Consider the following 22,169-nt stretch of genomic DNA (forward strand, 5'->3'; position numbering starts at 1 on the left):
AAAATTAAGAAGAAGAAGGAGAGAAATGACAATGAAAAGATCAAACTTTATTAGAACATTTGCGATTACAGGTGCTGCGGCTGCTGGGTTATTTTTTGGAGGAAGTGAAACATTTGCAGATGAAGGGTCATCGAGTCTTAAAATCGGAACAGGGTTGATCAGTAACATTCAGCTTTCTGAGAAAGATGAAGAGTCTAATCTTAACCTTGATCTAGGTGCTGTAACAGGCATCGAATTAGAGAGTTCAGATGATGATTCGAACCACAATAGCGTAAAAACAAACGTTGGTGCAAATGTAAATGCTGAAGCTTCCGGTGAAGAAGATGAAAAAGCTCAAGTAGGTACGAGTGTAAATGCTGGAGTTGAAGCGGAATCAAAAACTGAAGATCATAACGATGCTGCTAAAGCAAATGTGGCAGTCGGAACAGATGCTACAGTTAAAAGTTCTTCTGATGATGAAAGTAAAGCGTCTGTAAACGCAGATACAAACGTTGAAGCGGAAGTTCGTTCTAATGAAGAAGATAACAATGATTCTAGTTCTCTAAATGCGGGAGCAGATGTTCAAGCAGCTGTTGAAGCTCAAGATGAGGAAGAATCAAATACAGAGGCTGCTGTGAATGCAGGTGTAACTGCAGGAGTAGAAGCAACTGAAGAAGACGAATCGTCAAGTGCAAAAGTAGATCTAGGCACAGATGTGATGGCGAACGTGTCTTCTGAAGATGAAGAAGATAATTCTTCATTGACGGCTGATGCTGGTCTATGGGCAGGAGTAGAAGCAACTGAAGAAGATGAAGAGTCAAGTGCAAAAGTAGATCTAGGCACAGATGTAATGGCGAACGTAACTTCTGAAGAGAAAGAAGATAACTCTTCATTGACGGCTGACGCTGGTCTATGGGCAGGAGTAGAAGCAACTGAAGAAGACGAAGAGTCAAGTGCAAAAGTAGATCTAGGTACAGATGTGATGGCGAACGTAACTTCTGAAGAGGAAGAGAATAACTCTTCTTTAATGGCTGGCGCTGGTCTATGGGCAGGAGTAGAAGCAACTGAAGAAGATGAAGAGTCAAGTGCAAAAGTAGATCTAGGTACAGATGTGATGGCGAACGTAACTTCTGAAGAGGAAGAGAATAACTCTTCTCTAATGGCTGATGCTGGCCTATGGGCAGGAGTAGAAGCAACTGAAGAAGATGAAGAGTCAAGTGCAAAAGTAGATTTAGGTACAGATGTGATGGCGATGGTTATGACTGAAGATGAAGAAGATCGTTCTTCTTTAAGTGCAATGCTTAACACGGATGCAGCACTTTCTTTGTCTTCTGAAGATGAGCTTGAAAATACTTCTCTTAAGTTAAATACTTCTATCATGGCAGATCTAATGAGCTCATTTGATGAAGAAGAAGATCGTTCTTCTCTATTTTCTTCATTAGACACTGGCCTTGAACTTGGACTTGAAGGCAATGAAGACAATCGTGATTTAAATTTAGACCTTTGGACAGGCTTGATGCTTGGTGCAATGTATGAAGGTCAAGATAGTGAAGATTCTATCTTAGAACTTTAATAGAATAACAAAAAGAGACAGCAGACGTGCTGTCTCTTTTTCTTTGGAAATAAAGATGAATGGGATAATCTCTCAAAAACGTAAACCAACCATTTTTATAGGTTATTATGTAGAAAACACCCTGAGTAAATGGAGAGAATTAGCGAAGGAAATAAATTGTTGGGGGACAGTCCCTCATGTATACTTAAGTTTATTAAGTATACATGAGGGTGTTAGATTAGGAGATGGCGCTATGGTACATAAAGAAACAAATCTAAAGTTAGTCGTAGCCGGTTTGTTGCTAGGTATTCTAATGGCCGCGATGGATAATACCATTGTAGCAACGGCGATGGGTACGATTGTTGCGGACCTTGGAGGGTTTGATAAATTCGTTTGGGTTACGGGCTCATACATGGTCGCCGTAATGGCCGGGATGCCTATTTACGGTAAGTTGTCCGATATGTATGGCAGAAAACGATTCTTCATTTTCGGTCTTGTCGTTTTTCTAATCGGTTCTGCGCTTTGTGGTCTTGCTCAAAATATGGAGCAACTGATAGCGTTTAGAGCGATTCAAGGTATCGGTGGTGGGGCATTGATGCCGATCGCCTTTACGATTGTTTTTGATATTTTTCCTCCAGAAAAGAGAGGGAAGATGACAGGGCTTCTTGGGGCGGTTTTCGGAACTTCGAGTGTTCTCGGACCTTTACTTGGAGCATTCATTACAGATGCGATCAGCTGGCATTGGGTGTTCTATATTAACGTTCCAATTGGTGCAGCATCATTTTACTTGATTTTTCGTTATTATAAAGAAACGCTTGAACACCGCGAGCAAAAGATCGACTGGTGGGGTGCCATCACACTTGTGATTGCCGTTGTTAGTCTGATGTTTGCCCTTGAACTTGGTGGCAAGACGTATGCATGGGATTCAACGCAAATTGTAGCATTGTTTACGATATTCACGGTCTTTTTTATCGTGTTCTTTGCAGTAGAACAAAAAGCATCCGAACCGATTATTTCATTTTGGATGTTTAAGAAGAGGCTTTTTGCTACTTCACAGATTCTAGGTTTTCTATACGGTGGAACATTCATTATACTCGCTGTGTTTATTCCTATTTTTGTCCAAGCGGTATACGGTGGTTCTGCAACAAGTGCAGGATTAATTCTTACACCAATGATGTTAGGTTCTGTTGCTGGAAGTATGATTGGTGGTATCTTTCAAACAAAAACAAGTTTCCGTAACCTTATGATCGTATCCGTCATTTCTTATTTTACGGGCATGTATATGCTGAGTGGAATGACACCAGATACGTCTAGAATGATGCTTACATTGTTTATGGTGATCGTCGGATTCGGTATGGGGTTCTCGTTCTCATTATTACCGGCAGCAACGATCAATAAGATGGAGTTTCGTTATAGAGGTTCAGCCAACTCTACAAATGCCTTTTTAAGGTCATTAGGTATGACGCTTGGTGTAACCATTTTTGGAGCACTTCAAAATCGGATTTTTTACGAGAAGATAAGTGAGAACCTAAAAGGCTTTGCAGGGCAAGGTGCTGCGGCATTTAAAGAGATTGATCCACAAAAAATATTTCAGACAGGAGAACGATCTAAGATACCTCCTGAAGTTTTAGATGGAATAACAGCTTCAATGTCTGCGTCTATTACGACTGTTTTCACTTATGCATTGATTCCAATCGTAATTTCAGCTGTAGTCATATTATTTATGGGGAATGAACGGGTAGAAACATCAAAACAAAATACAAAAGCTAAATAAAAGAAGAGTTTGGGAAGAGAATATCCCAAACTCTTTTTTTATGCTGCAGAAGCTGCTTTCTTTTCTTTTTTTGGAGCAATCGTATAAGACAAAGATACAACGATATCAATGGCGAGTATCAGCGCCCAAATACGTGTGACATTATTAGCGACATCGTTTTTGTAGAACAGATCTGTATCTGTTGTGTCATACCAATCTTTTAAGAGAGTGTCTAATTGTATGGATGAAACAGCATCGGACAGTCCGAATAACAACCAGAAAACCCCTTGTGCCGTGATAAATAAGAGAACGTGTTTATAAAGATTTTTCCTTTCTTGCTTTGCATGCTGCATCCCATACAGTGGTTTTGAATCAGGTAGATCGGGTTCTGGTAATCCACGCATTTTGGCGACCTTCCGCTGTATGAAGCGATCTAATTTCTGGAAATCACTCTTTCCATACAAAAATGCATAAGCGATCACGACAAGAATAATAATTTGATAGGCAGAGAATTCTCCTGTTCTTAAATAATCAAAATATCCCATCGCGGCAATCCATAGGTCATTTAAAAGAAAAAGAATGAAGAATGCAATGCTTAATCTCTTAAGGTTGAACCAATATCGAACTACTAAAAAAGATAGGGTAGAAACCCAAAATACGGTCTCGGCTAGAATGAGAAATACCCATTTATGATCCAGTACAAAATCCATGTTGATGTTCATCCTTTCTTTGCTGCATTGTACAACAGTGTTTTACCAATTTTAGAATACCACTTAAAAATGGGTAAGTCTCCCATATTTAGTATCAATTTTCTTTGTTATTATGCAATAATTAACAAGAAGAGAAATAAAAAAATGGAGTGATTTTATGTATTCAGATACAGCTTCTGAATTACGCAGCATTCGTAGGACATTAATTATTTTAGGAATCTTGTTATTGTTTGTAATCGGATCAATTAATAATGGTGGAAACGAAGATAGCGAAGAGAATGAAGATTATTCTGCTATTACAACTAATTTAGAAAATAATCTCGTTCCATTAGGTAATGGGTATTTTGAATTATACTCCAACTTTGAAGAAACTGATTCGGAGCATGGAATGAGAATTTATTATTACGATGAAAAAGAGAATAAACTTGTGTTAAAAAAAGAGGAAGACCTAGATACAGTTGAGATTTCGGAATAATCTAAAAGTAATGGGAGTGTTAGAAAACTAAATGTAAAATACAAGTAAGTTGTTTTATTAAGTAAGTTCTTCAATTATATGATATACTTTTTCTTAATTATAAAAATTTATAACACTTAGGAGGTGACAACTTATATTCCAGTAACTTGGGGTATAAGGAGTCTTTTTGGACAGTTTGACCTTATTGAAATTACTTGCAGTAGCCGTACTTATTCTACTAACCGCTTTTTTCGTAGCAGCAGAATTTGCGATTGTTAAGATTCGCAAATCAAGAATTGATCAATTAGCTGAAGAAGGTAACAAACGAGCGATTGCAGCACAAAAGGTTATTTCTAACCTTGATGGATCACTCTCAGCCTGTCAGTTAGGAATTACAATTACAGCTTTAGGATTAGGTTGGTTAGGTGAGCCTACGGTAGAAGCAATTCTCGGTCCAGTATTTGAAAAAATGGATTTAAGCCCGGCAATTGTTCACACATTATCATTTGCAATTGCTTTTGCATCCATTACTTTTTTACACGTTGTTCTTGGTGAGCTTGCACCAAAAACAGTAGCTATTCAAAAAGCTGAAACGATCAGCTTATTGTTATCACCTGCATTGATCGGATTCTATAGAGTCATGTATCCATTCATTTGGTTCTTAAACGGAAGTGCTCAGCTTCTAGTAAGAATGTTTGGTCTAAAACCAGCTTCAGAACATGATATGGCACATACTGAAGAGGAACTTCGTCTAATCTTAAGTGAGAGCTACAAAAGTGGTGAAATCAACAAATCTGAGTTCAGTTATGTAGAAAAGGTATTCGAATTCGATGACAGAACTGCAAAAGAGATCATGGTCCCTCGTACTGAAATGGTTTGTCTTTATGAAGACAACACTGTTGCAGAAAATATTAATATAATCGCAGAAGAAAAATATACACGTTACCCTGTTGTAGGGGAAGATAAAGATAATGTCCTTGGTATGGTAAATGCGAAAGAAGTATTTTTTGACTTAATTAAAGGGAAAGAATACCCTCTTGAACATTATATTCGACCGACTTTGAGTGTCTTTGAAAATACGCCGATCAAAGAAACCCTATTAAAGCTCCAGAAAAAAGGTTTTCATATGGCTGTATTAGTTGATGAATACGGTGGAACAGCTGGTATAGTAACCATCGAAGATATTTTGGAAGAGCTTGTTGGTGAAATACGTGATGAATTCGACGAAGATGAATCACCAATGATTCACGCAGTTAGTCCAAACGTGAAGCACTTTGACGGTAAGGTGTTAATCGCAGAAGTGAACGATATTTATGGATTACAAATCGATGATAGTGAACTTGATACGATTGGTGGATGGGTTTTGTCTCAAAACTCAGAAATACAGGAAGATCAGGTCATATCGTATGATGAGTACGATTTCAAAGTGATTGAAATTGATGGTCACCAAGTTAAGAAAATTGAAATCACGAAAAGACTTAATCAGGATGAAGTAAGCTCTTCTTCATCCCAAGAAATAGAACATAACTTAGTTGAAAAAGAAGCGTAAGTAAGAAGAGACCTTTCCTAACAGATCGGTCTCTTTATTTGTTTATTTTTTTAGAGGCAGGGAACAAATAGAATGTAAAGGAGGAGATTATTTTGAAATCCATTACTATTCAATTAGAATACGATGAAAGAATCTTTCATTCTTCGCAAAATATTGAAAGAAAGAAAGTTGAAAGAACAACTTTCTGAAACAGATTTTAAATTGGTTTCCATATCCTCATCTTCTAGCCATGAAGGAGTTAATGTGTTAAAAGATAAAGACTCTACAGGAGCAGGTGGACAAACTTCTCCTGATAATGAAGTATCACCTAATAAAAATTAAGACGGGGTTTCCCGTCTTTTTTATTTTATACTTCTAATTTCCCAGGAAATCGACTTAAATTGACAGAATATATTGACAAATTTATAGTGATTATTTACTATTTAAATAACTAAACTTTTAACACAAAAGTAAAGGAGCTGAAAGATCAAAAGGAGGCTGAGGGAGATGGTAAGTACGCCGCAATACCGTTTTATTCGCTTAATAACAGGGAGTGAAATATTAGATGTTGATATCTTTCTCTTCACTGACAAAACAACTGTAGTGGTTAGTATGCTTTATTACAAACATGAACATATTATCATGTCCTCTCAGACAGCTCCAGATCGAAAAACAGCTCTAAAACATGCCTTTCATTCTTTTTACAAAACTAAATTCATCTATGATCAAAAACACCTTTCAGTTATGAACTAATGACATTGAAGGACTTATCGTTAAATAGTTAGAATGTTTTTAAAAAAATATCTTTATTTGCAAAAGGACATATGTTTATAATTTAGGTAATTATGAACGAAACGTTTTGATTAACGTTTTTAATGGAGGGTGGGTATGGAAACTTCAGATGGTCAAGTATTAAGAGACAGCCTTTTCATTAATCAAATGAAAACATATGCCAATCAATTTGAACATTCTGAAACACCTTTTCTTATCCAGAAAGATCGAACTTGGGTCTATGTAAATCCTGCTGCTAGAAAGATACTAGAAGCAGAAGAAGATATAATTGGTCAGCCTATATGGAACAACCTTCCTAACGAGTTACATCCCTTAGTAGAAGAGAGGATTCAAACTTGTGACAAAGGTATCGCCCCTAAACCAAGTGAACAAACATGGATTACTCAAAAGGGTAACCATATTCGATTAGAAGTTATTGGATTTCCCCTTTTGTTCTCTTCACACGCCACACAGATTATCATTCGTAATTTAACTCAGCAGCAACTCGAAAAGAAAGAGACTCTTGATCATTTAAAGCTTATAACTGAGAATATGATAGATATTATAGGAATTGTTAGTCGTGAAGGTATCTTTACCTATTTAACACCGTCGTATTTTTGGGTAACTGGTTATTGTCAAAGTGAAGCGATAGGAACCACTCCATTTGATCTTGTTCATCCTGAAGATAGAGATAGAGTGATACAAGAATTTACTCGAATGATTTTAGAACATGTACCTCTTACGATTGAATACAGATACTTGAAGAAAGATGGCGTTTATATTTGGTTGGAGTCGAAAGGGACGCCTATCAGTGATAAAAATAACCTTTCTGCAATAGTTGCGTCTCGAGACATTACGAAAAGAAAAGAAGCAGAAGCTGCTTTACGAAAGAATGAGTTTAAACATCGTATTATTCTTGATCACAGCAATGATTTAATCTGTTCAATTGACCCTGATGGAACTTATTTATACGCTTCACTTTCTTATAAAACCATCTTAGGAATAGAACCTAATTCTTTAATAGGCACAAACGCTATGAACTGTGTTCACATGGAGGATCACGAGAGTGTAGGGGAATATATTAAATTAGTTGCAGCACTAGAAAACCCTCTTCCTCTTATTTATCGAAAGATGCATGCTTCAGGTCATCCCGTTTTATTAGAAGGTAAAGGTATGCCTATGGTATCTGATGAAGGGGACATCGAGGGTATCGTTTTTATCTCTCGCGATATTACAGAAAAGAAAAAAACGGAGGAATATATACGAAATAGTGAGAAACTTGCAGTGTTAGGTGAACTAGCCGCAGGTGTTGCTCATGAAATCAGAAATCCACTCACATCCATTAAAGGACTGTTCTCTTTAATGAAGAATAGTGAGATCGATCAAAGCAAACTCTTTTTATACAATGAAGTAATCTGTGATGAACTTAACCGAATTGAATCAATTGTTAATGAGTTTATGGCGTTAGCGAAACCAGATGCTACACAGTATATGAAGAACGTTAACATTATTCAGCTTCTGCAAGACACGGTAATGTTACTAACATCGGAAGCTAATTTGTATAATGTTGAGATTCGTTTGTTGTTTAAAGAGAAAGATCTTTTTGTCTCTTGTGAAAAGAACCAGATTAAACAAGTATTTATTAATATTATAAAAAATGCGATTGAAGCTATGAATGATGGAGGAATCCTAACGATAGCGATTGAAGAAACAGCTGATCAAAAAGTAAAGCTGATTTTTGTAGATAATGGAATTGGAATAGAAGAAGAGCGACTAAAGAGCATCGGCGTCCCATTCTTCACTAATAAGGAAAAGGGAATAGGACTAGGGCTTACGGTTAGCAATAAAATTATTACGGACCATAAGGGGGACCTGAAAGTAGAAAGTTACCCTGGTAAAGGAACAACCGTTTCTGTTACATTACGAAAAACAGAATAACTTAGAGATTAAAGTTGTGAATGGAAGAGACTGAACTCCAAGTGAGAGTTCAGTCTCTTTTAAATTCCGTCAAACAGCCTAAAAACACTTCTTCCAAGAAGTCGGACCAGCCATATGATCAGTTCTGGAATAACTAATAGAAGATCAATCATAAAGTCTAGCCATGTGTATGTTTCATTGTTGGACTTTTTTTTCTTTTTTCGTCGAAGTGCCATTGAGCCATCACCTTTTCCTTTAATAGATAAATACAAATAACTTTTATCTTTGACTATGAATTATATGTATGTTGTAAAGATTTTATAAAGAAGAACAGTACATTTGATGCATAAGATTCTTATGCGAATTTGATGAAAAACTAGCGCAACAGTTCGTCATTTTTTTTGAATTGTAAGATTAGTAAGTTGTTCCTATGAGTAAGTTTATATACGTTTACATGAAAAAATAGTTTCTTAATATTTCCACCCTATAATGAAACCTGTACTAAATTCATTTAAAAGGGGTTGCATCAAGTATGGATGAAAGACCGATGGATGAATGGATTAAGAAGCTCACGGAAGACAGCTTAAAAAAAAACAAACTGAACCGGAGAACATTTCTTTCAGGTGCCGGGAAAATTGCAGGAATTTCACTGGGTCTCACAATTGCTCAGTCGCTAGGCAGTTACGAAGTGAACGCAGCACCAACATTTAGAAATTATCCGTTCACGTTAGGTGTAGCATCAGGTGACCCGTTAGCAGACAGTGTTGTTCTATGGACAAGATTAGCACCAGATCCATTGAATGGCGGAGGGATGCCAAATCAAGCTGTACCTGTAAAATGGGAGATCGCAGAAGATGAACGATTCAAAAAGGTTGTACAGAAGGGAACAGAACTAGCACGTCCTAATTTAGCGCACTCTGTTCATGTTGAAGTAGATGGACTTAAACCCAACCATGTATACTTTTATCGGTTTAAAAGTGGATATGAGTTCAGTCCTGTAGGAAGAACAAAGACACTCCCTAGAAAAGGTGCGAATGTGAAAAGTATGACTTTTGCATTTGCATCTTGTCAGCAATATGAACATGGTTTTTTTACTGCATATCAGCATATGTCAGAAGAAGATTTGGATTTTGTTGTTCATCTTGGCGACTACATATATGAGTACGGACCTAATGAATATGTATCACCATCTGGCAATGTTCGAACACATAGCGGTCCTGAAATTATGACACTCCAAGACTATCGAAACAGACATGCTCAGTATCGTTCTGATGGCAATTTAAAAGCAGCTCACGCAGCATTTCCTTGGGTGGTAACGTGGGATGATCATGAAGTAGAGAACAATTATGCAAATATGATTCCTGAAAAAGGACAGTCTGTTGAGGCGTTTGTAAAACGGCGTGCTGCCGGTTATCAAGCGTATTATGAACACATGCCACTTCGTCGTTCATCCCTGCCGCACGGAGCGGATATGATGCTCTATCGAGATTTCACATATGGAAACTTAGCGATGTTCAACGTAATGGATACAAGACAATATCGTGACGATCAAGCGAACGGAGACGGAAGTAAACCGCCAACTCCAGAATCTCAAGATCCGAATCGAACGTTAACTGGAAGTGAACAGGAACGCTGGTTGCTTCAAAACCTAGGGAACTCTAAAGCGCATTGGAATGTTCTAGCTCAGCAAGTATTCTTTGCACAAAGAAATTATGGTACAGCTGATGCACCTCGGTTGAGTATGGATGCATGGGACGGGTATACGGCATCTCGTGAACGTATCACAAATTTTGTACAATCAAAGAATTTAAATAATGTAATTGTATTAACAGGGGATGTACATGCAAGCTGGGCTTGTGACCTAAAAGCGGATTACAATGATTCAACTTCACATGTAATTGGAGCTGAATTTGTTGGAACATCCATTACATCTGGTGGGAATGGTGCTGATAAACGTTCTGATACAGATAAGATATTAGGATTGAATCCTCATATTAAATTCTTCAACGATTATCGAGGCTATGTTCGATGTACGGTTACTCCTGAAGAGTGGCGAACTGATTATCGAGTCGTCCCGTTCGTAACGTCACCAGGTGCTGCTATCTCAACGCGTGCTTCATTTGTCTATCAAAAAGATCAGAATGGTCTCCAACAGGTGGGCGCAGCGAAGGTTGCAGAAGGAGTTAAGGTATCTCGCGAAGTAGAAGAAGATCGAAACCGTGCTCATGGTAAAGCACATGAGAAGCAGATGAAGAAATCCGGTGTAGAAGCTACTCAATAAAATTAGGAGAGGATGGATGGAAAGTTATAATCCATCCTTCTTTTTGTTTGGTTGGTATATGTGTAATGATTGAATGTAAATGAATGAATTTTTATCTAACGTGCTTGCATTCACAGCGTGATCTTAACAATGATTAACTTATCTGTAATCAAGGGTTTATATTTTATCAATATACTTTTCATGTAGGATTAACATCTTGATAGGAGAGAGAATAAAATGACGAATTCCTTTGATGAACAGCACCTAGACCAAAAATCTAAGATTACGCGTAGAACGTTTATTGAACGCACAACAAAGGTAGCTGGACTTTCCCTAGGGTTAACTTTTATAAATCCAATGACTTCACTCGACGTGCTAGCTGATCGTGGTAAAAAAGTGAGTCGCAAGAAGCCAATACTTGTTTTTCCAGTTGTCAGTGATGTACATATGAATGAAACGTCCGATCAAACCTTCAATAAATTTAAAGATACTCTCAAACAATTAAACCAACTCGTTCCTAAGCAAGATGCATTTGCAGTAGTAGGTGACTTAACAGACAATGGTCTAGTACCGGAATTTGAGAAGTTTAAAACGGTCTATGAAACAAATAAACAATCAAAAGCTGCTTCGCTGATTGCAATTGGAAACCATGATTATTGGAACGGTTTACCAGAGGCTGATGCACAAAAACGTTTTTTAGAAGTAACTAAAATGCCGGCAATCTACTATCACAAGATTATCAAAGGGTATCATTTTATTGTGCTTGGGACTGAGGACGGGGTGACAGAGGGTACGTTCTCTGTTAAACAAATCAAATGGATGTCTGAAAAGTTAAAGCAAGCACATGCCGATGATCCGAAGAAACCCATCTTTGTTTTCCATCACCAGCCGATAAAAGATACCATGTACGGAAGCGAGTGGGGCTTTACGGCAAATAGAGATTTATTTTATGATACTTTGAAAAAATATCCGCAAGTCATTACATTCTCAGGCCACACACACTATCCATTAGATGATCCTAGAATTATACATCAAAAAGATTTTACAACGATCGGTACTTCAACTGGCGCGTATCTGTGGCTGGACGCTGGCCGTATTCAAGGCGAAGTTCCAGAAGGAGCAGATATTCTAAATCAAGCTTTAATCGTTGAAGTGTATGAGAATCAAGTGATAATAAAACGCCGTGATATCCATAATAATGATTGGACAGGTGAACCGTTTGAAATTAGTGTTCCTGCCAATAAGAATAGTTTTAAATATACGGATGCTAGAAAAGATAAAAAACCACCATTTTTTACAAACGATGCGATGCTTTCTATTGCGAACGACATGACGACAGCTACTAGTCTTTCAATTATGTTTACACAAGCAAAAGATAATCTACTGGTTCATGATTATAAAGTAATCGTTACAAACATAGAGACCAAAGAAGTGGCGAAAGAATATATAGGCTTTTCCGAGTTCTATAAAGATCCTGTTCCTAACCCCCTCATTCTTAATCTTGAAGGATTAGCACCATCTACAACTTATGATATAGAAGTGTTTGCACTCGATGCATATGGAAATATCAGTACGAATTCAATCAAGGCCATAGGCAGAACAAAGAAAGGTGAGTCAGTAAAAATCACATTATCAAAAGAGAAAGTAAGCGGTATAGAGGAAACATTAGATGTGGTTGTGGAAGGAGTTAGAGCTCCTAAGAGTGACTGGGTGGGTGTGTATGAAGTAAACGAAAATCCTGGTGAGGTGGAATCGATTTGGTGGCAGTACACCGAGGCTAGTGGTGGAACATGCAAATTTACGTACAATCCAGAAAACAATTTAAATGCAGCACGTTACAAACAAGGCTCTACGTATAAAATGGTTTATTTCTATGGAAGCGGTTATGGTGCAGTAGCTTCTGCAACATTTAAGGTCGAGTAAGATTGAATAAGAAGAGTGCACTTGGGAATTGGACAGATTAACTGTTCAATCGGACAGATAAATGCTCGAATTAGACAGATTACTCGTTCAATTGGACAGATTAACACTCTAATCGGACAGATTCGTTATGCAATCGGACAGATTAACGTTTAAAGCGTACAAATCCAATTTCCTCTAACTAAAGAAAGCTAACTTCATGAGTCAAAACAGCAATGACATGCTAGTTTTGAGTCTCGGAAGTTAGCTTTTCATCTATTTTTTATCTTTCATCGCTGCTTTTAGAGCATCTGCCAGACTGTTTCCAAAGCCTTCATCTTCTTTGTTGTTACTATATTTCTTAAGAAGCTGGCGTTCTTCTCGTTTTGTCACTTTCTTTTTCTTATCCTCTGCTTTTTCCACCACATTACATGGTTTACACTGAAAATAAGTGCCGGCTTTTCCGTTGTGAAGCTCCATCTTCTTATGACACTGTGGACAGCGTCGGTTTGATAGCTTCGGATCTTTACGGCGACGGTACGAACACTCACGATCCGAGCATGCAAGCACCTTGCCATCACGGCCTTTAACTTCTTTTAAAAGTTTACCGCACTCCGGACACTTGGAACCAGTAAGATTGTGAGCGCGATATTCCTGCGAGCTCGTCTTGATTTCCATTACTAGCTGTTTTGTTTGTTTACGGATGTTCTCTAGAAATTCTTTTGGATTTCCTTTTCCACGGGCGATGGCTTCAAGGTCTTGCTCCCATTTAGCCGTGAGTTCAGGTGACTTCAGCTCATCATTCACAAGATCGATCAACTGTTTTCCTTTTGGAGTGGGATGCAGCTTATTGTTTTTACGATCAAGCACTTCAGATCCTAGAAGTCTTTCAATGATATCAGCCCGTGTTGCAGGTGTACCTAGACTGTATTTTTCCATACGAGATAAAAGGTCAGCTTCAGTAAAACGGGAAGGCGGCTCAGTGAGCTTTTTCTCCGCATTTACTTCTTTAACAGAAAGGGATTGCCCTTCTTTTAAATGAGCGAGTGCACGCGGGCTTTCTTCTTCTTTACCAGACAGCACTTTAAAACCTGGTTCAAGCACTAGCGTTTCACGGGCCATAAATGTTTCATCCGCAACGTTTAATGTAGCGGTCAGCGTTTCTGATCGATACGCAGGATAGAAAAGAGCAAGAAATCTGCGTGCGATTAAATCATAAAGTTTGCGCTCATCGTTATCAAGATCACCTAAGTGCAATGGTTCATCAGTCGGAATGATCGCATGGTGGTCCGTAACCTTCGAATCGTTAAATACTTTCTTTGCTACCACATTACCTTTTTGTTTTAAAAGAGGCTGCACTTCTTCGCGATATCCAGATGACATACCTTGAAGTCGGTCATACATCGTATTTTCCATATCTTTTGTTAAGTAGCGGGAATCTGTTCTTGGATACGTAACAAGCTTGTATTGTTCATAAAGTTTTTGCAGTACTGAAGAGGTCTTCTTAGCAGAGAAACCGAAACGACGGTTCGCGTCACGTTGCAGTTCAGTAAGATCGTAAGGCATCGGATGCGCCTCTGTTTTTTCTTTCTTTTGAAGTGAAGAAACAGTTGCTTGCTGTCCCTTTACTTTACTTACGATATCTGTCGCTTTTTTCTCTTCAAAAAGACGCTTCTCACCGTTATGTTCCCAAGACGCTTTTAACATACCGATCGTCGCATCAATCGTCCAAAAGTCTTTTGGCTGAAACGAATTGATTTCTTGCTCACGCTCTAAGATCATCGCAAGTGTCGGCGTCTGAACACGACCAGCAGATAGCGGATCATTATACTTTGTTGTTAACGCTCTTGTAACGTTCAGTCCGATCAACCAGTCTGCCTCAGAACGGCAAACGGCAGATTGATAAAGATTGTCATATTGTTTAGCAGGTTTGAGCTGATTGAACCCATCTCGAATGGCTTTGTCTGTTTGAGAAGAAATCCATAAACGTTTTACTGGTTTTTGCCATCTTACTTTTTCCATGATCCAGCGAGCGACAAGTTCACCTTCACGTCCAGCATCCGTTGCGATTACAAGCTCACTAATGTCTTTTCGTTTAGAAAGTTGTTCAACCGCACGAAACTGGTGGCTAACTTGTCGGATAACTTTTAGTCCCATATGGTTTGGAATAATCGGAAGGTCTTCCAAGCGCCATTGTTTATATTGCTTGTCATAGTCTTCTGGCATCTTTAGCTCAACTAAGTGTCCGAGTGCCCAAGTAACGATGTGTTTTGGTCCTTCAATATAACTTTTATTCTGTTGCTTGCAGCCTAGAACACGGGCAAGATCGCGCGCCACGCTTGGCTTTTCAGCAAGGATTAATTGTTTCATAGTGTACCCCTTTCAAACTTCTACTCTTGTCATTATAACAGAGAGAAAAAATAAGCTGAAAATGACTGATTATTTTTCTGAAACATTTTTAAATGATGTATACTGAATAGTGAGTCTATTTTATTTTGTGAAATATATATTTTGTTTATCATTATAATGATTTCGGTATGACTGAGGGGAGAAGGGGAACATGTGGAGAAACCGGAATTTTTTAATTTTAATGTTTGGACTGGCTGTATCTAGTACAGGTCTATGGGTAGGTATTATTGGGAATCTTGAATTTTTGCAGATGAATGTTGAGTCTTCTTTTTTGCAGGCTTTAATCATTTTGGCTGGGTTCCTAGTAGGAATCTTTCTTGCGCCGATGGCGGGTAGAATCATTGATCGCAGCAATAAGAAAAAGATATTGATCTATGCTGGGTTTGCTCGATGTGCAGCTATCTTCTTTATGTATTTGGCGATCGCATATAACAATGTTTGGTGGATGGTGGTCTATACACTTGTTATCGGTATTTCTGGTACGTTCTCTCAGCCTGCCATGCAAACCATGTTGCCGTTGATCGTTAAAAAAGAAGAACTTTTAGATGCTAATGGTGTGAATATGAACATCTTTACTGCATCTCGAATCGTAGGGACTGCACTCGGCGGAGTGATGCTAGTTGGCATGTCGCTATTTTCTTTGTACACGGTCACACTTATTTCGTATGTGATCCTTCTTATTTCTACTTTCTTTTTAGATGTGGATGAACAGCCAAAGAAATTAGATCCATCAGGCAAAAAGGATAACTTCTTTAGAACGCTTAAAGAATTGTATCCCATCATTAAGAACGAACGTAAAGTTGTGTATGGTATCTTTTTATTGATTCCAGCTTACTTATTTTTATCTGGATTCAACTTAATGGTGATTGAGATTAGTGAGTTGCAGGATAATGCCGGTATTAAAGGAATTCTTTATACGACTGAGGGCGTTTGTGTATTCATTGGAACGTTTTTATCAAAGAAATTCTTTAGAGATAATCCGAAGTTAAGCTATATGTTCGCTATTACATTCATTATCGCTGCTGCACACACATCTCTGTTCTTAGCAGATCATCCAACCATGTCAGTTCTTTCTTTTGGATTATTTGGTCTTGCTGCTGGAACGCTGTTTCCTGTCGTAACTACCATTTTCCAAACGGATGTCCCGTCAGACTATCACGGCAGGTTCTTCTCTATAAAAGGGATGGTTGATAATATTATCTTTCAAGTTCTGATGCTGTTAACAGGATTGTTCCTAGATACGATTGGATTTCATAAAATGGTCATAGGGTTTGGTATTACATCTTTCTTCATCGCAACAGTCATCTATTATCAATATAAGACTAAGAGCGGGTCAAAAAAGAAGGGAAGACTAGCATCGATCAAGTAAATACAGGGTAAATGAGAGTGGCGGATCGTCACTCTTTTTGTATACCGTTGTTTTAGGATATTTATTGAACGCTGAATGAAAAAGACCATAACAGCAAGAATGAGGACGATTTATTAGGTTGAAATTGTTAAAATGATGGAAAGATGATTTATGGAGGTGTGGGTCAGTGAGTACCATACAGATGTCGTTTGATGAGATGTGGGATAAGATTATGGAGTGTAACAGGTCATATGATGGCCTTTTTTATACAGCTGTAAAAACAACAAAGATTTATTGCCGTCCATCTTGTCGTTCGCGAAAACCTAAAAAGCAAAACGTAGCATTTTATGACTCCATTTCTCAATGTGAAAAAGCAGGCTATCGAGCGTGTAAAAGATGTCAGCCAGAGATCGAACATTGTCCGCAAATCAATCTGATTAGAAAAGCAACTAGTTATTTAGTAAATAACCATCATAAAAAAATTCTTTTACAAGATATAGCGAACTACTCTGGAGTGAGCCCATTCTATCTCGAACGATTATTTAAAGAAGAAATGAATGTTACGCCTCGAGAATATGTGGAGAATATTCGTATCGATAAAGCGGCATACCTGTTAAAGAATACTTCAAAAACATGTCTTGAGATATGCTTTGAATCAGGATTTCGGAGCCCCTCTAACTTTTATAAAACGTTTCGTACGTATAAAGATTGCTCACCAAGTGACTACCGAAAATCAAAAGAAACAACAGGAAACGAATCATGAGATGGAATGTATTTGATGGGAAATTAATGATAGAATTACCGCTAGAATTCTCCTATAGAGAATGTTTGGTTTTTCTTGAGAGATCACCCTTAGAAATTCTTCATCACATACATGAGAACAACATCTACAAAGTAATCATGACGAATGCTGAGCTGATCTTGATCAAGATCAGCTACAAAGATCACGTGCTCATAATCGAGTTTCCAGATAAGGAACCACTTAACATGGAAACGGTCGTTGAATTTTTAGGGAATTGGTTTGACCTGAATCAAAATCTTTCATCATTTTATGGAGCTGTTTCAGAAGATAGTCTATTACAGCCGCTCGTAGAACGATATTATGGTTTGCGTATGATTGGGATTCCAGATCTTTTTGAAGCGTTGACTTGGGCAATCATGGGACAGCAGATCAACTTAACATTTGCCTATACTCTGAAGAAGAGGTTGGTTGAGAACTTTGGTAAGAAGTTAGTCCTTCATCAGAATGAATACTGGGCATATCCATCTCCTGAAATCATCGCAGATCTTCAGGTTGATGATTTAAGAAATCTTCAATTTACCACGCGAAAAGCGGAATATGTGATTGGTATAGCAAAAGAAATAGTGGAAGGTCGACTGTCGAAGGAAATATTGAGATCTTCTGAAGATCCTGCTAAGCACCTTATTTCGCTCAGAGGAATCGGACCTTGGACAGCGGATTATGTGTTGATGAAATGTTTACTAAAGACCGATGCATTTCCAGTAGCTGACGTAGGGCTGCAGAATGCCGTGATGAAACAGTTGAAATGGCAGCAAAAGCCAACAATAAAAGAATTAAAGAACCAAGCGCAAAATTGGAGTGGATGGGAAGCATACGCAACTTTTTATTTATGGAGGTCGTTATATGAGTAAACAGTATAGAGTAGAGTTAGAATCTCCTATAGGCGTGATCGAGATTTTAGGAACCGAAGACGTTGTTCAGTCCATTCTTTTCTTAGAAAAAGAGGAAGCGCTTGAGAATCAAGACGAGATTCCTGCTGTTCTTCTAGCCTGCCGGGACCAACTTATAGAATACTTTCAAGGTGTAAGGAAAATTTTTACGGTTCCATTCCAATATAGCGGTACTCCTTTTCAACACACAGTCTGGAATTCACTGGTTGATATTCCATTCGCAGAAACCGCCTCTTATCGAGATATTGCCATCACGCTTCAAAAAGAAAAAGCGGTTCGGGCGGTAGGGAATGCTAATGGAAAGAACAAGTTAAGTATTGTGGTTCCTTGTCATAGAATTATAGGTTCAAGCGGAAGCTTAACAGGATATGCGGGAGGCTTATGGAGAAAAGAATGGCTATTACATCATGAGAAAAAGGTTAAGCAAACACGATTAGTATAGAAAGATAACTTTTATATTGAAAGAAAAAATTATAGGAATTACTAGAATAGTTAGATAATTCAATCATATTAAGCCTTCATCATTATTTTTAACTCTTTATAAGAAAACGGATACATTTTAATTTACAATAGTAAGAAAAAGTATTAAAATGAGAAAGTTCCAAAAAATAGAAATATATAGGGGGCTTTCTCGATGAAAAAGTTTTTAGCGGTAACAGCGGCTGCTGTTCTTGCGCTTAGCGTAGGTTGCAGCAAGGAAGAAGAGAAACCAAAAGAAGAGGCAAAACCAGCGGCTGCAGAAAAGAAAGAAGATGGAAATGCTGAAAAAATCACACTTCTTAACTTTGAAGGTGATCTTATGAACCAGCTTCGTGGATATCACGCTCCATTCAACGCATATGCTGCAGGTCTTGAAAAAGAAGGCGAAGAAGCACTTCCGCAAGCTGAGCTTGATAAATTAAAAGCAGATGCAAAAGCAAGCGGTGAAAAAGCCGTTGCAGAGATTCCATCCATTGAAGTACCATCAGAACTTTCAAAAGAAAACCAAGAAGCTGTAAAAGGTTCTCTTGAAGAGCTTAAAAATTCTTATGAAGCTCGTGTAGCTGGCTTAGAAGATGAAGCAAAAGCAACTGAAGCTGATGAGTTATTCACAGGCTTTGAAGAAAAGTTAAATTCCGTTCACGAAAAATTAAAGTTGATCCCTGGTCAATTTGCTAAAGAAGTTCAATAATAGTTACAATAGCTGTCTCTTAAAGAGACAGCTTTTTTGTATGTGGATACAAAAAAGAAGCCAAGGCTTCTTTCTTGGCTTCTTTTTTGATTTCCTTATAGAAACAGACCAGCAATTGCAGCTGATAAGATACTTACTAATGTAGCACCATATAAAAGCTTTAATCCAAAACGAGCAACCGTATTACCTTGTTCTTCGTGTAGACCTTTAACAGCACCAGTAATGATACCGATTGAAGAGAAGTTAGCGAATGAAACAAGGAAGACAGAAACGATTCCAATCGTTCGATCAGACATGTCTTTCGCGTATTTTGCTAAATCGATCATAGCTACGAATTCATTCGAAACAAGTTTGGTTGCCATGATTGTACCTGCAGAGACAGCTTCTGCCCAAGGGATACCAACTAAGAATGCAACTGGAGCAAATACATATCCGAGCATCGTTTGGAACGTAATCCCGAAAATCATATCAAACACATCGTTGATTAATGCGATTAACGCTACAAATCCAAGAAGCATGGCGCCGACGATCACAGCAACTTTAAAGCCGTCCATGATGTACTCACCAAGCATTTCAAAAAAGGTTTGTTTTTCTTCCTCAATTTCAATGATGTCATCATCTTCCGTAACTTCATAGGGATTAATGATGTTGGCGATGATAAATCCACCGAATAAGTTAAGCACGAGTGCAGTTACTACATACTTTGGATCGATCATGGCCATGTATGCTCCAAGAATTGAAGCAGAAACAGTTGACATAGCAGATGTACAAAGCGTATATAAGCGGTGCTTTGGTAGGTGACCCAATAATTTTTTTACTGAAATAAATACTTCTGATTGTCCAAAAACAGCAGAAGCGACTGCATTGTAAGACTCAAGTCTTCCTAAGCCGTTTACCTTACTTAGCGCAAAACCAATCCATTTGATGATGAATGGAAGGATTCTGAAGTGCTGTGCGATCCCGATCAATACAGAAATAAACACGATCGGTAATAAAACAGTTAAGAAGAAGGGCATTGCAGCTTCGTTCGCCAGACCGCCGAACACGAATTCAACCCCAGCCCCTGCGTAGCTTAACAACTTCTCGAACAGTTTAGAGATACCTTTTATAATGACAAGGCCAACGCCTGTATTTAATAGAAAGTATGTAAGGATAAGCTGTAATCCAAGCATAACTAGGATCGGCTTGTATTTGATCTTTTTGCGATCATTACTGACAAGAAAGGCTAACAAGAAAACCGCTGCCACTCCAGCCAGAAAGATGATGTACTTCATTTTTCTTTTCCTCCTAAATAACTCACTTGTTGAACCTTACTATTATTAGATAATTTCATGTTTTTCGCAACTATAAAAAATTCCTTCTTTGTTAGTAATAACCAGTTATTGAAATAAATATTTGAGTGGCAAGGATTTTTATACTTTTAAAAGAAGTATTAAAGTGATAAAGGAAAAAGGAGCGGGTAATTTGAAACATGCTTTATTGGTTATTGATGCACAGCAAGAACTGATTGAGGGGAATGCGAGTGAGCGGGCGGTTTATAACAAAGAAGGTTTGATTCAAAACATAAATGTTGTTATTGAAAAAGCGAAGCAAGCAAAGGCTGCCCTTGTTTTTGTTAGAGACGTAGATGTTTCTGAGGGAGAGGGAGCAGGTTTTGAGGTTCACTCTGCGATTAATGTTCCAGAGGATGCTCAAGTTTTTGATAAGCAGGCGACGAATGCCTTTTATAATACATCTTTATTAAGTTATCTAGAAGAGGAGAAAATTGGTCATCTCGTTATTATGGGTTGCAAAACAGAACATTGCATAGATACTGCTGTACGATTCGCAACTGTCTCTGGCTTCGATGTCACCCTTGTTGAAGATGGTCACTCTACTTCAGATTCAGAAGTGTTAAATGCAGAACAGATCGTAAGTCATCACAATAAAGTTTTGCATGGTCATTATAATGTCGATCATTTTTCTGTTGTGCGTAAGACGGATGAAGATCTATTTACACCCATTCACGATAACTATCGATCAGAATAGATTTTTGCGCGTCAGCATAACGTTTGTCTTGAAACGATTGTACACGTATGATGAATGATGAAAGAGCAAACTCTGAGGAGGTTTATTATGAATCAATTAACAATTCAAAACTTTGAACTAGCGAGAAGTTTCTTTCTAAAGCAATTGGATGGTATGGATGAGGCTGCAGCAGATATTCAACCCCATGGGTTCAATAATAATATCCGCTGGCACATTGGACACGTCCTCACGACTGCGGAATACTTCATGTTTGGATTCCCGAAACATTCTGCTAATCTACCAACGCGCTATGTTGAGCTATTTAATAGAGGAACAAGTCCTGCAGATTGGAAAGGTGAAGTTCCTACACTTAAAGAACTCAAACAGCAGTTAGAAGAGCAGTTAGCACGAGTAAAAGAGATGCCAGAAGAACGCTTGTTTGAAAAACTGGAAAAACCAGTATTCAATTTAAATACTTTTGGTGAGCTTGTAAATTTTACTGTTTTTCACGAAACTAATCACTTTGGACAAATGCATGCGATAAAAAGAATCATCGAAAATCAAACCGCTAAACAAGCATAATTTTTTGAACAAAAAAAAACAGTGAAAACCTTTTAGGAGTTCACTGTTTTTATATATGTACTTTATATACAGAAATATGCTATTATAGAAAAGACGCACTAACTTCTTATTTTAATTTATAAATGTTCCTAATTTTA

The 22,169-nt window shown here is 37.9% G+C and carries 21 protein-coding genes; 17 read left to right on the top strand and 4 right to left on the bottom strand.

Features of this window, described 5'->3' with window-relative positions; all coding sequences use genetic code 11:
- Positions 1-31 precede the first annotated feature (31 nt).
- Both HU823_RS11885 and HU823_RS11890 read left to right on the top strand, forming a co-directional pair.
- On the top strand, positions 32-1,552 hold the full coding sequence (locus tag HU823_RS11885) for a hypothetical protein (protein ID WP_197222178.1): 1,521 nt from the start codon (positions 32-34) through the stop codon (positions 1,550-1,552).
- Positions 1,553-1,784: 232 nt separating this feature from the next.
- A complete protein-coding gene (locus tag HU823_RS11890; RefSeq protein WP_144702257.1) occupies positions 1,785-3,305 on the top strand; it encodes an MDR family MFS transporter in 1,521 nt (506 codons plus the stop codon).
- A gap of 38 nt (positions 3,306-3,343) precedes the next feature.
- Here HU823_RS11890 and HU823_RS11895 read toward each other — a convergent pair whose 3' ends face one another.
- Entirely contained in the window at positions 3,344-3,994 is a 651-nt protein-coding gene (locus HU823_RS11895; RefSeq protein ID WP_144702255.1) for a hypothetical protein, read from the bottom strand.
- 157 nt (positions 3,995-4,151) lie between these two features.
- On the opposite strand from HU823_RS11895, the gene HU823_RS11900 reads away from it, so the two are divergent.
- The 5 genes from HU823_RS11900 to HU823_RS11920 all read left to right on the top strand — a co-directional run bounded on the left by HU823_RS11900 (position 4,152) and on the right by HU823_RS11920 (position 8,685).
- Positions 4,152-4,469, top strand: coding sequence for a hypothetical protein (locus HU823_RS11900; protein WP_197222179.1), 318 nt, complete (start codon positions 4,152-4,154; stop codon positions 4,467-4,469).
- A 175-nt stretch (positions 4,470-4,644) separates the two neighbouring features.
- Complete coding sequence (locus HU823_RS11905; protein ID WP_144703708.1) at positions 4,645-5,997, top strand: hemolysin family protein; 1,353 nt, start codon at positions 4,645-4,647, stop codon at positions 5,995-5,997.
- Positions 5,998-6,165: 168 nt separating this feature from the next.
- On the top strand, positions 6,166-6,318 hold the full coding sequence (locus tag HU823_RS11910; protein ID WP_197222180.1) for a hypothetical protein: 153 nt from the start codon (positions 6,166-6,168) through the stop codon (positions 6,316-6,318).
- A 165-nt stretch (positions 6,319-6,483) separates the two neighbouring features.
- The gene (locus tag HU823_RS11915) at positions 6,484-6,729 is read left to right on the top strand and encodes a hypothetical protein (RefSeq protein ID WP_144702246.1); all 246 of its coding nucleotides are present in this window, start codon (positions 6,484-6,486) and stop codon (positions 6,727-6,729) included.
- Between the two features lie 135 nt (positions 6,730-6,864).
- Positions 6,865-8,685 carry a PAS domain S-box protein gene (locus tag HU823_RS11920; protein WP_197222181.1) on the top strand — a complete coding sequence of 607 codons (1,821 nt, stop codon included), beginning with the start codon at positions 6,865-6,867 and terminating at the stop codon, positions 8,683-8,685.
- 59 nt (positions 8,686-8,744) lie between these two features.
- Here the strand turns inward: HU823_RS11920 and HU823_RS11925 are convergent, their stop codons facing one another.
- Positions 8,745-8,900: a hypothetical protein gene (locus tag HU823_RS11925; RefSeq protein WP_197222182.1), complete on the bottom strand. Its 156-nt coding sequence runs from the start codon at positions 8,898-8,900 to the stop codon at positions 8,745-8,747.
- A 296-nt stretch (positions 8,901-9,196) separates the two neighbouring features.
- Between HU823_RS11925 and HU823_RS11930 the strand changes: the two genes are divergently transcribed.
- The 3 genes from HU823_RS11930 to HU823_RS22140 all read left to right on the top strand — a co-directional run bounded on the left by HU823_RS11930 (position 9,197) and on the right by HU823_RS22140 (position 13,000).
- Positions 9,197-10,945 (top strand): alkaline phosphatase D family protein, encoded by a 1,749-nt coding sequence (locus HU823_RS11930; protein WP_197222183.1) that lies wholly within the window; start codon positions 9,197-9,199, stop codon positions 10,943-10,945.
- A 216-nt stretch (positions 10,946-11,161) separates the two neighbouring features.
- Positions 11,162-12,847 (top strand): metallophosphoesterase family protein, encoded by a 1,686-nt coding sequence (locus tag HU823_RS11935; protein ID WP_197222184.1) that lies wholly within the window; start codon positions 11,162-11,164, stop codon positions 12,845-12,847.
- A gap of 21 nt (positions 12,848-12,868) precedes the next feature.
- Positions 12,869-13,000 (top strand): hypothetical protein, encoded by a 132-nt coding sequence (locus tag HU823_RS22140; RefSeq protein WP_255548968.1) that lies wholly within the window; start codon positions 12,869-12,871, stop codon positions 12,998-13,000.
- A 99-nt stretch (positions 13,001-13,099) separates the two neighbouring features.
- Here the strand turns inward: HU823_RS22140 and HU823_RS11940 are convergent, their stop codons facing one another.
- Positions 13,100-15,193, bottom strand: coding sequence for a DNA topoisomerase III (locus HU823_RS11940; RefSeq protein ID WP_197222185.1), 2,094 nt, complete (start codon positions 15,191-15,193; stop codon positions 13,100-13,102).
- Between the two features lie 190 nt (positions 15,194-15,383).
- On the opposite strand from HU823_RS11940, the gene HU823_RS11945 reads away from it, so the two are divergent.
- From HU823_RS11945 to HU823_RS11965, 5 genes are all read left to right on the top strand, one after another.
- Positions 15,384-16,601 carry an MFS transporter gene (locus tag HU823_RS11945; RefSeq protein ID WP_144702232.1) on the top strand — a complete coding sequence of 406 codons (1,218 nt, stop codon included), beginning with the start codon at positions 15,384-15,386 and terminating at the stop codon, positions 16,599-16,601.
- A gap of 196 nt (positions 16,602-16,797) precedes the next feature.
- Positions 16,798-17,343: a bifunctional transcriptional activator/DNA repair enzyme AdaA gene (locus HU823_RS11950; RefSeq protein WP_197222364.1), complete on the top strand. Its 546-nt coding sequence runs from the start codon at positions 16,798-16,800 to the stop codon at positions 17,341-17,343.
- Positions 17,340-18,233, top strand: coding sequence for a DNA-3-methyladenine glycosylase family protein (locus HU823_RS11955; RefSeq protein WP_197222186.1), 894 nt, complete (start codon positions 17,340-17,342; stop codon positions 18,231-18,233). The genes HU823_RS11950 and HU823_RS11955 overlap by 4 nt, the downstream gene beginning before the upstream one ends.
- Positions 18,226-18,714 carry a methylated-DNA--[protein]-cysteine S-methyltransferase gene (locus HU823_RS11960; RefSeq protein ID WP_197222187.1) on the top strand — a complete coding sequence of 163 codons (489 nt, stop codon included), beginning with the start codon at positions 18,226-18,228 and terminating at the stop codon, positions 18,712-18,714. The genes HU823_RS11955 and HU823_RS11960 overlap by 8 nt, the downstream gene beginning before the upstream one ends.
- Before the next feature lie 192 nt (positions 18,715-18,906).
- Positions 18,907-19,443, top strand: coding sequence for a hypothetical protein (locus HU823_RS11965; RefSeq protein WP_197222188.1), 537 nt, complete (start codon positions 18,907-18,909; stop codon positions 19,441-19,443).
- A 95-nt stretch (positions 19,444-19,538) separates the two neighbouring features.
- Here HU823_RS11965 and HU823_RS11970 read toward each other — a convergent pair whose 3' ends face one another.
- A complete protein-coding gene (locus HU823_RS11970) occupies positions 19,539-20,717 on the bottom strand; it encodes a NupC/NupG family nucleoside CNT transporter (RefSeq protein ID WP_144702219.1) in 1,179 nt (392 codons plus the stop codon).
- A gap of 190 nt (positions 20,718-20,907) precedes the next feature.
- On the opposite strand from HU823_RS11970, the gene HU823_RS11975 reads away from it, so the two are divergent.
- Together HU823_RS11975 and HU823_RS11980 are read left to right on the top strand one after the other, a co-directional pair.
- The gene (locus tag HU823_RS11975) at positions 20,908-21,471 is read left to right on the top strand and encodes a cysteine hydrolase family protein (protein ID WP_197222189.1); all 564 of its coding nucleotides are present in this window, start codon (positions 20,908-20,910) and stop codon (positions 21,469-21,471) included.
- 87 nt (positions 21,472-21,558) lie between these two features.
- Positions 21,559-22,032, top strand: coding sequence for a DinB family protein (locus tag HU823_RS11980; RefSeq protein WP_197222190.1), 474 nt, complete (start codon positions 21,559-21,561; stop codon positions 22,030-22,032).
- Positions 22,033-22,169 lie beyond the last annotated feature (137 nt).

Origin of the sequence: Fictibacillus sp. 18YEL24, from assembly GCF_015903855.1 — a bacterium.
In the GTDB taxonomy this organism is placed as follows: Bacteria; Bacillota; Bacilli; order Bacillales; family Fictibacillaceae; genus Fictibacillus; species Fictibacillus phosphorivorans_C.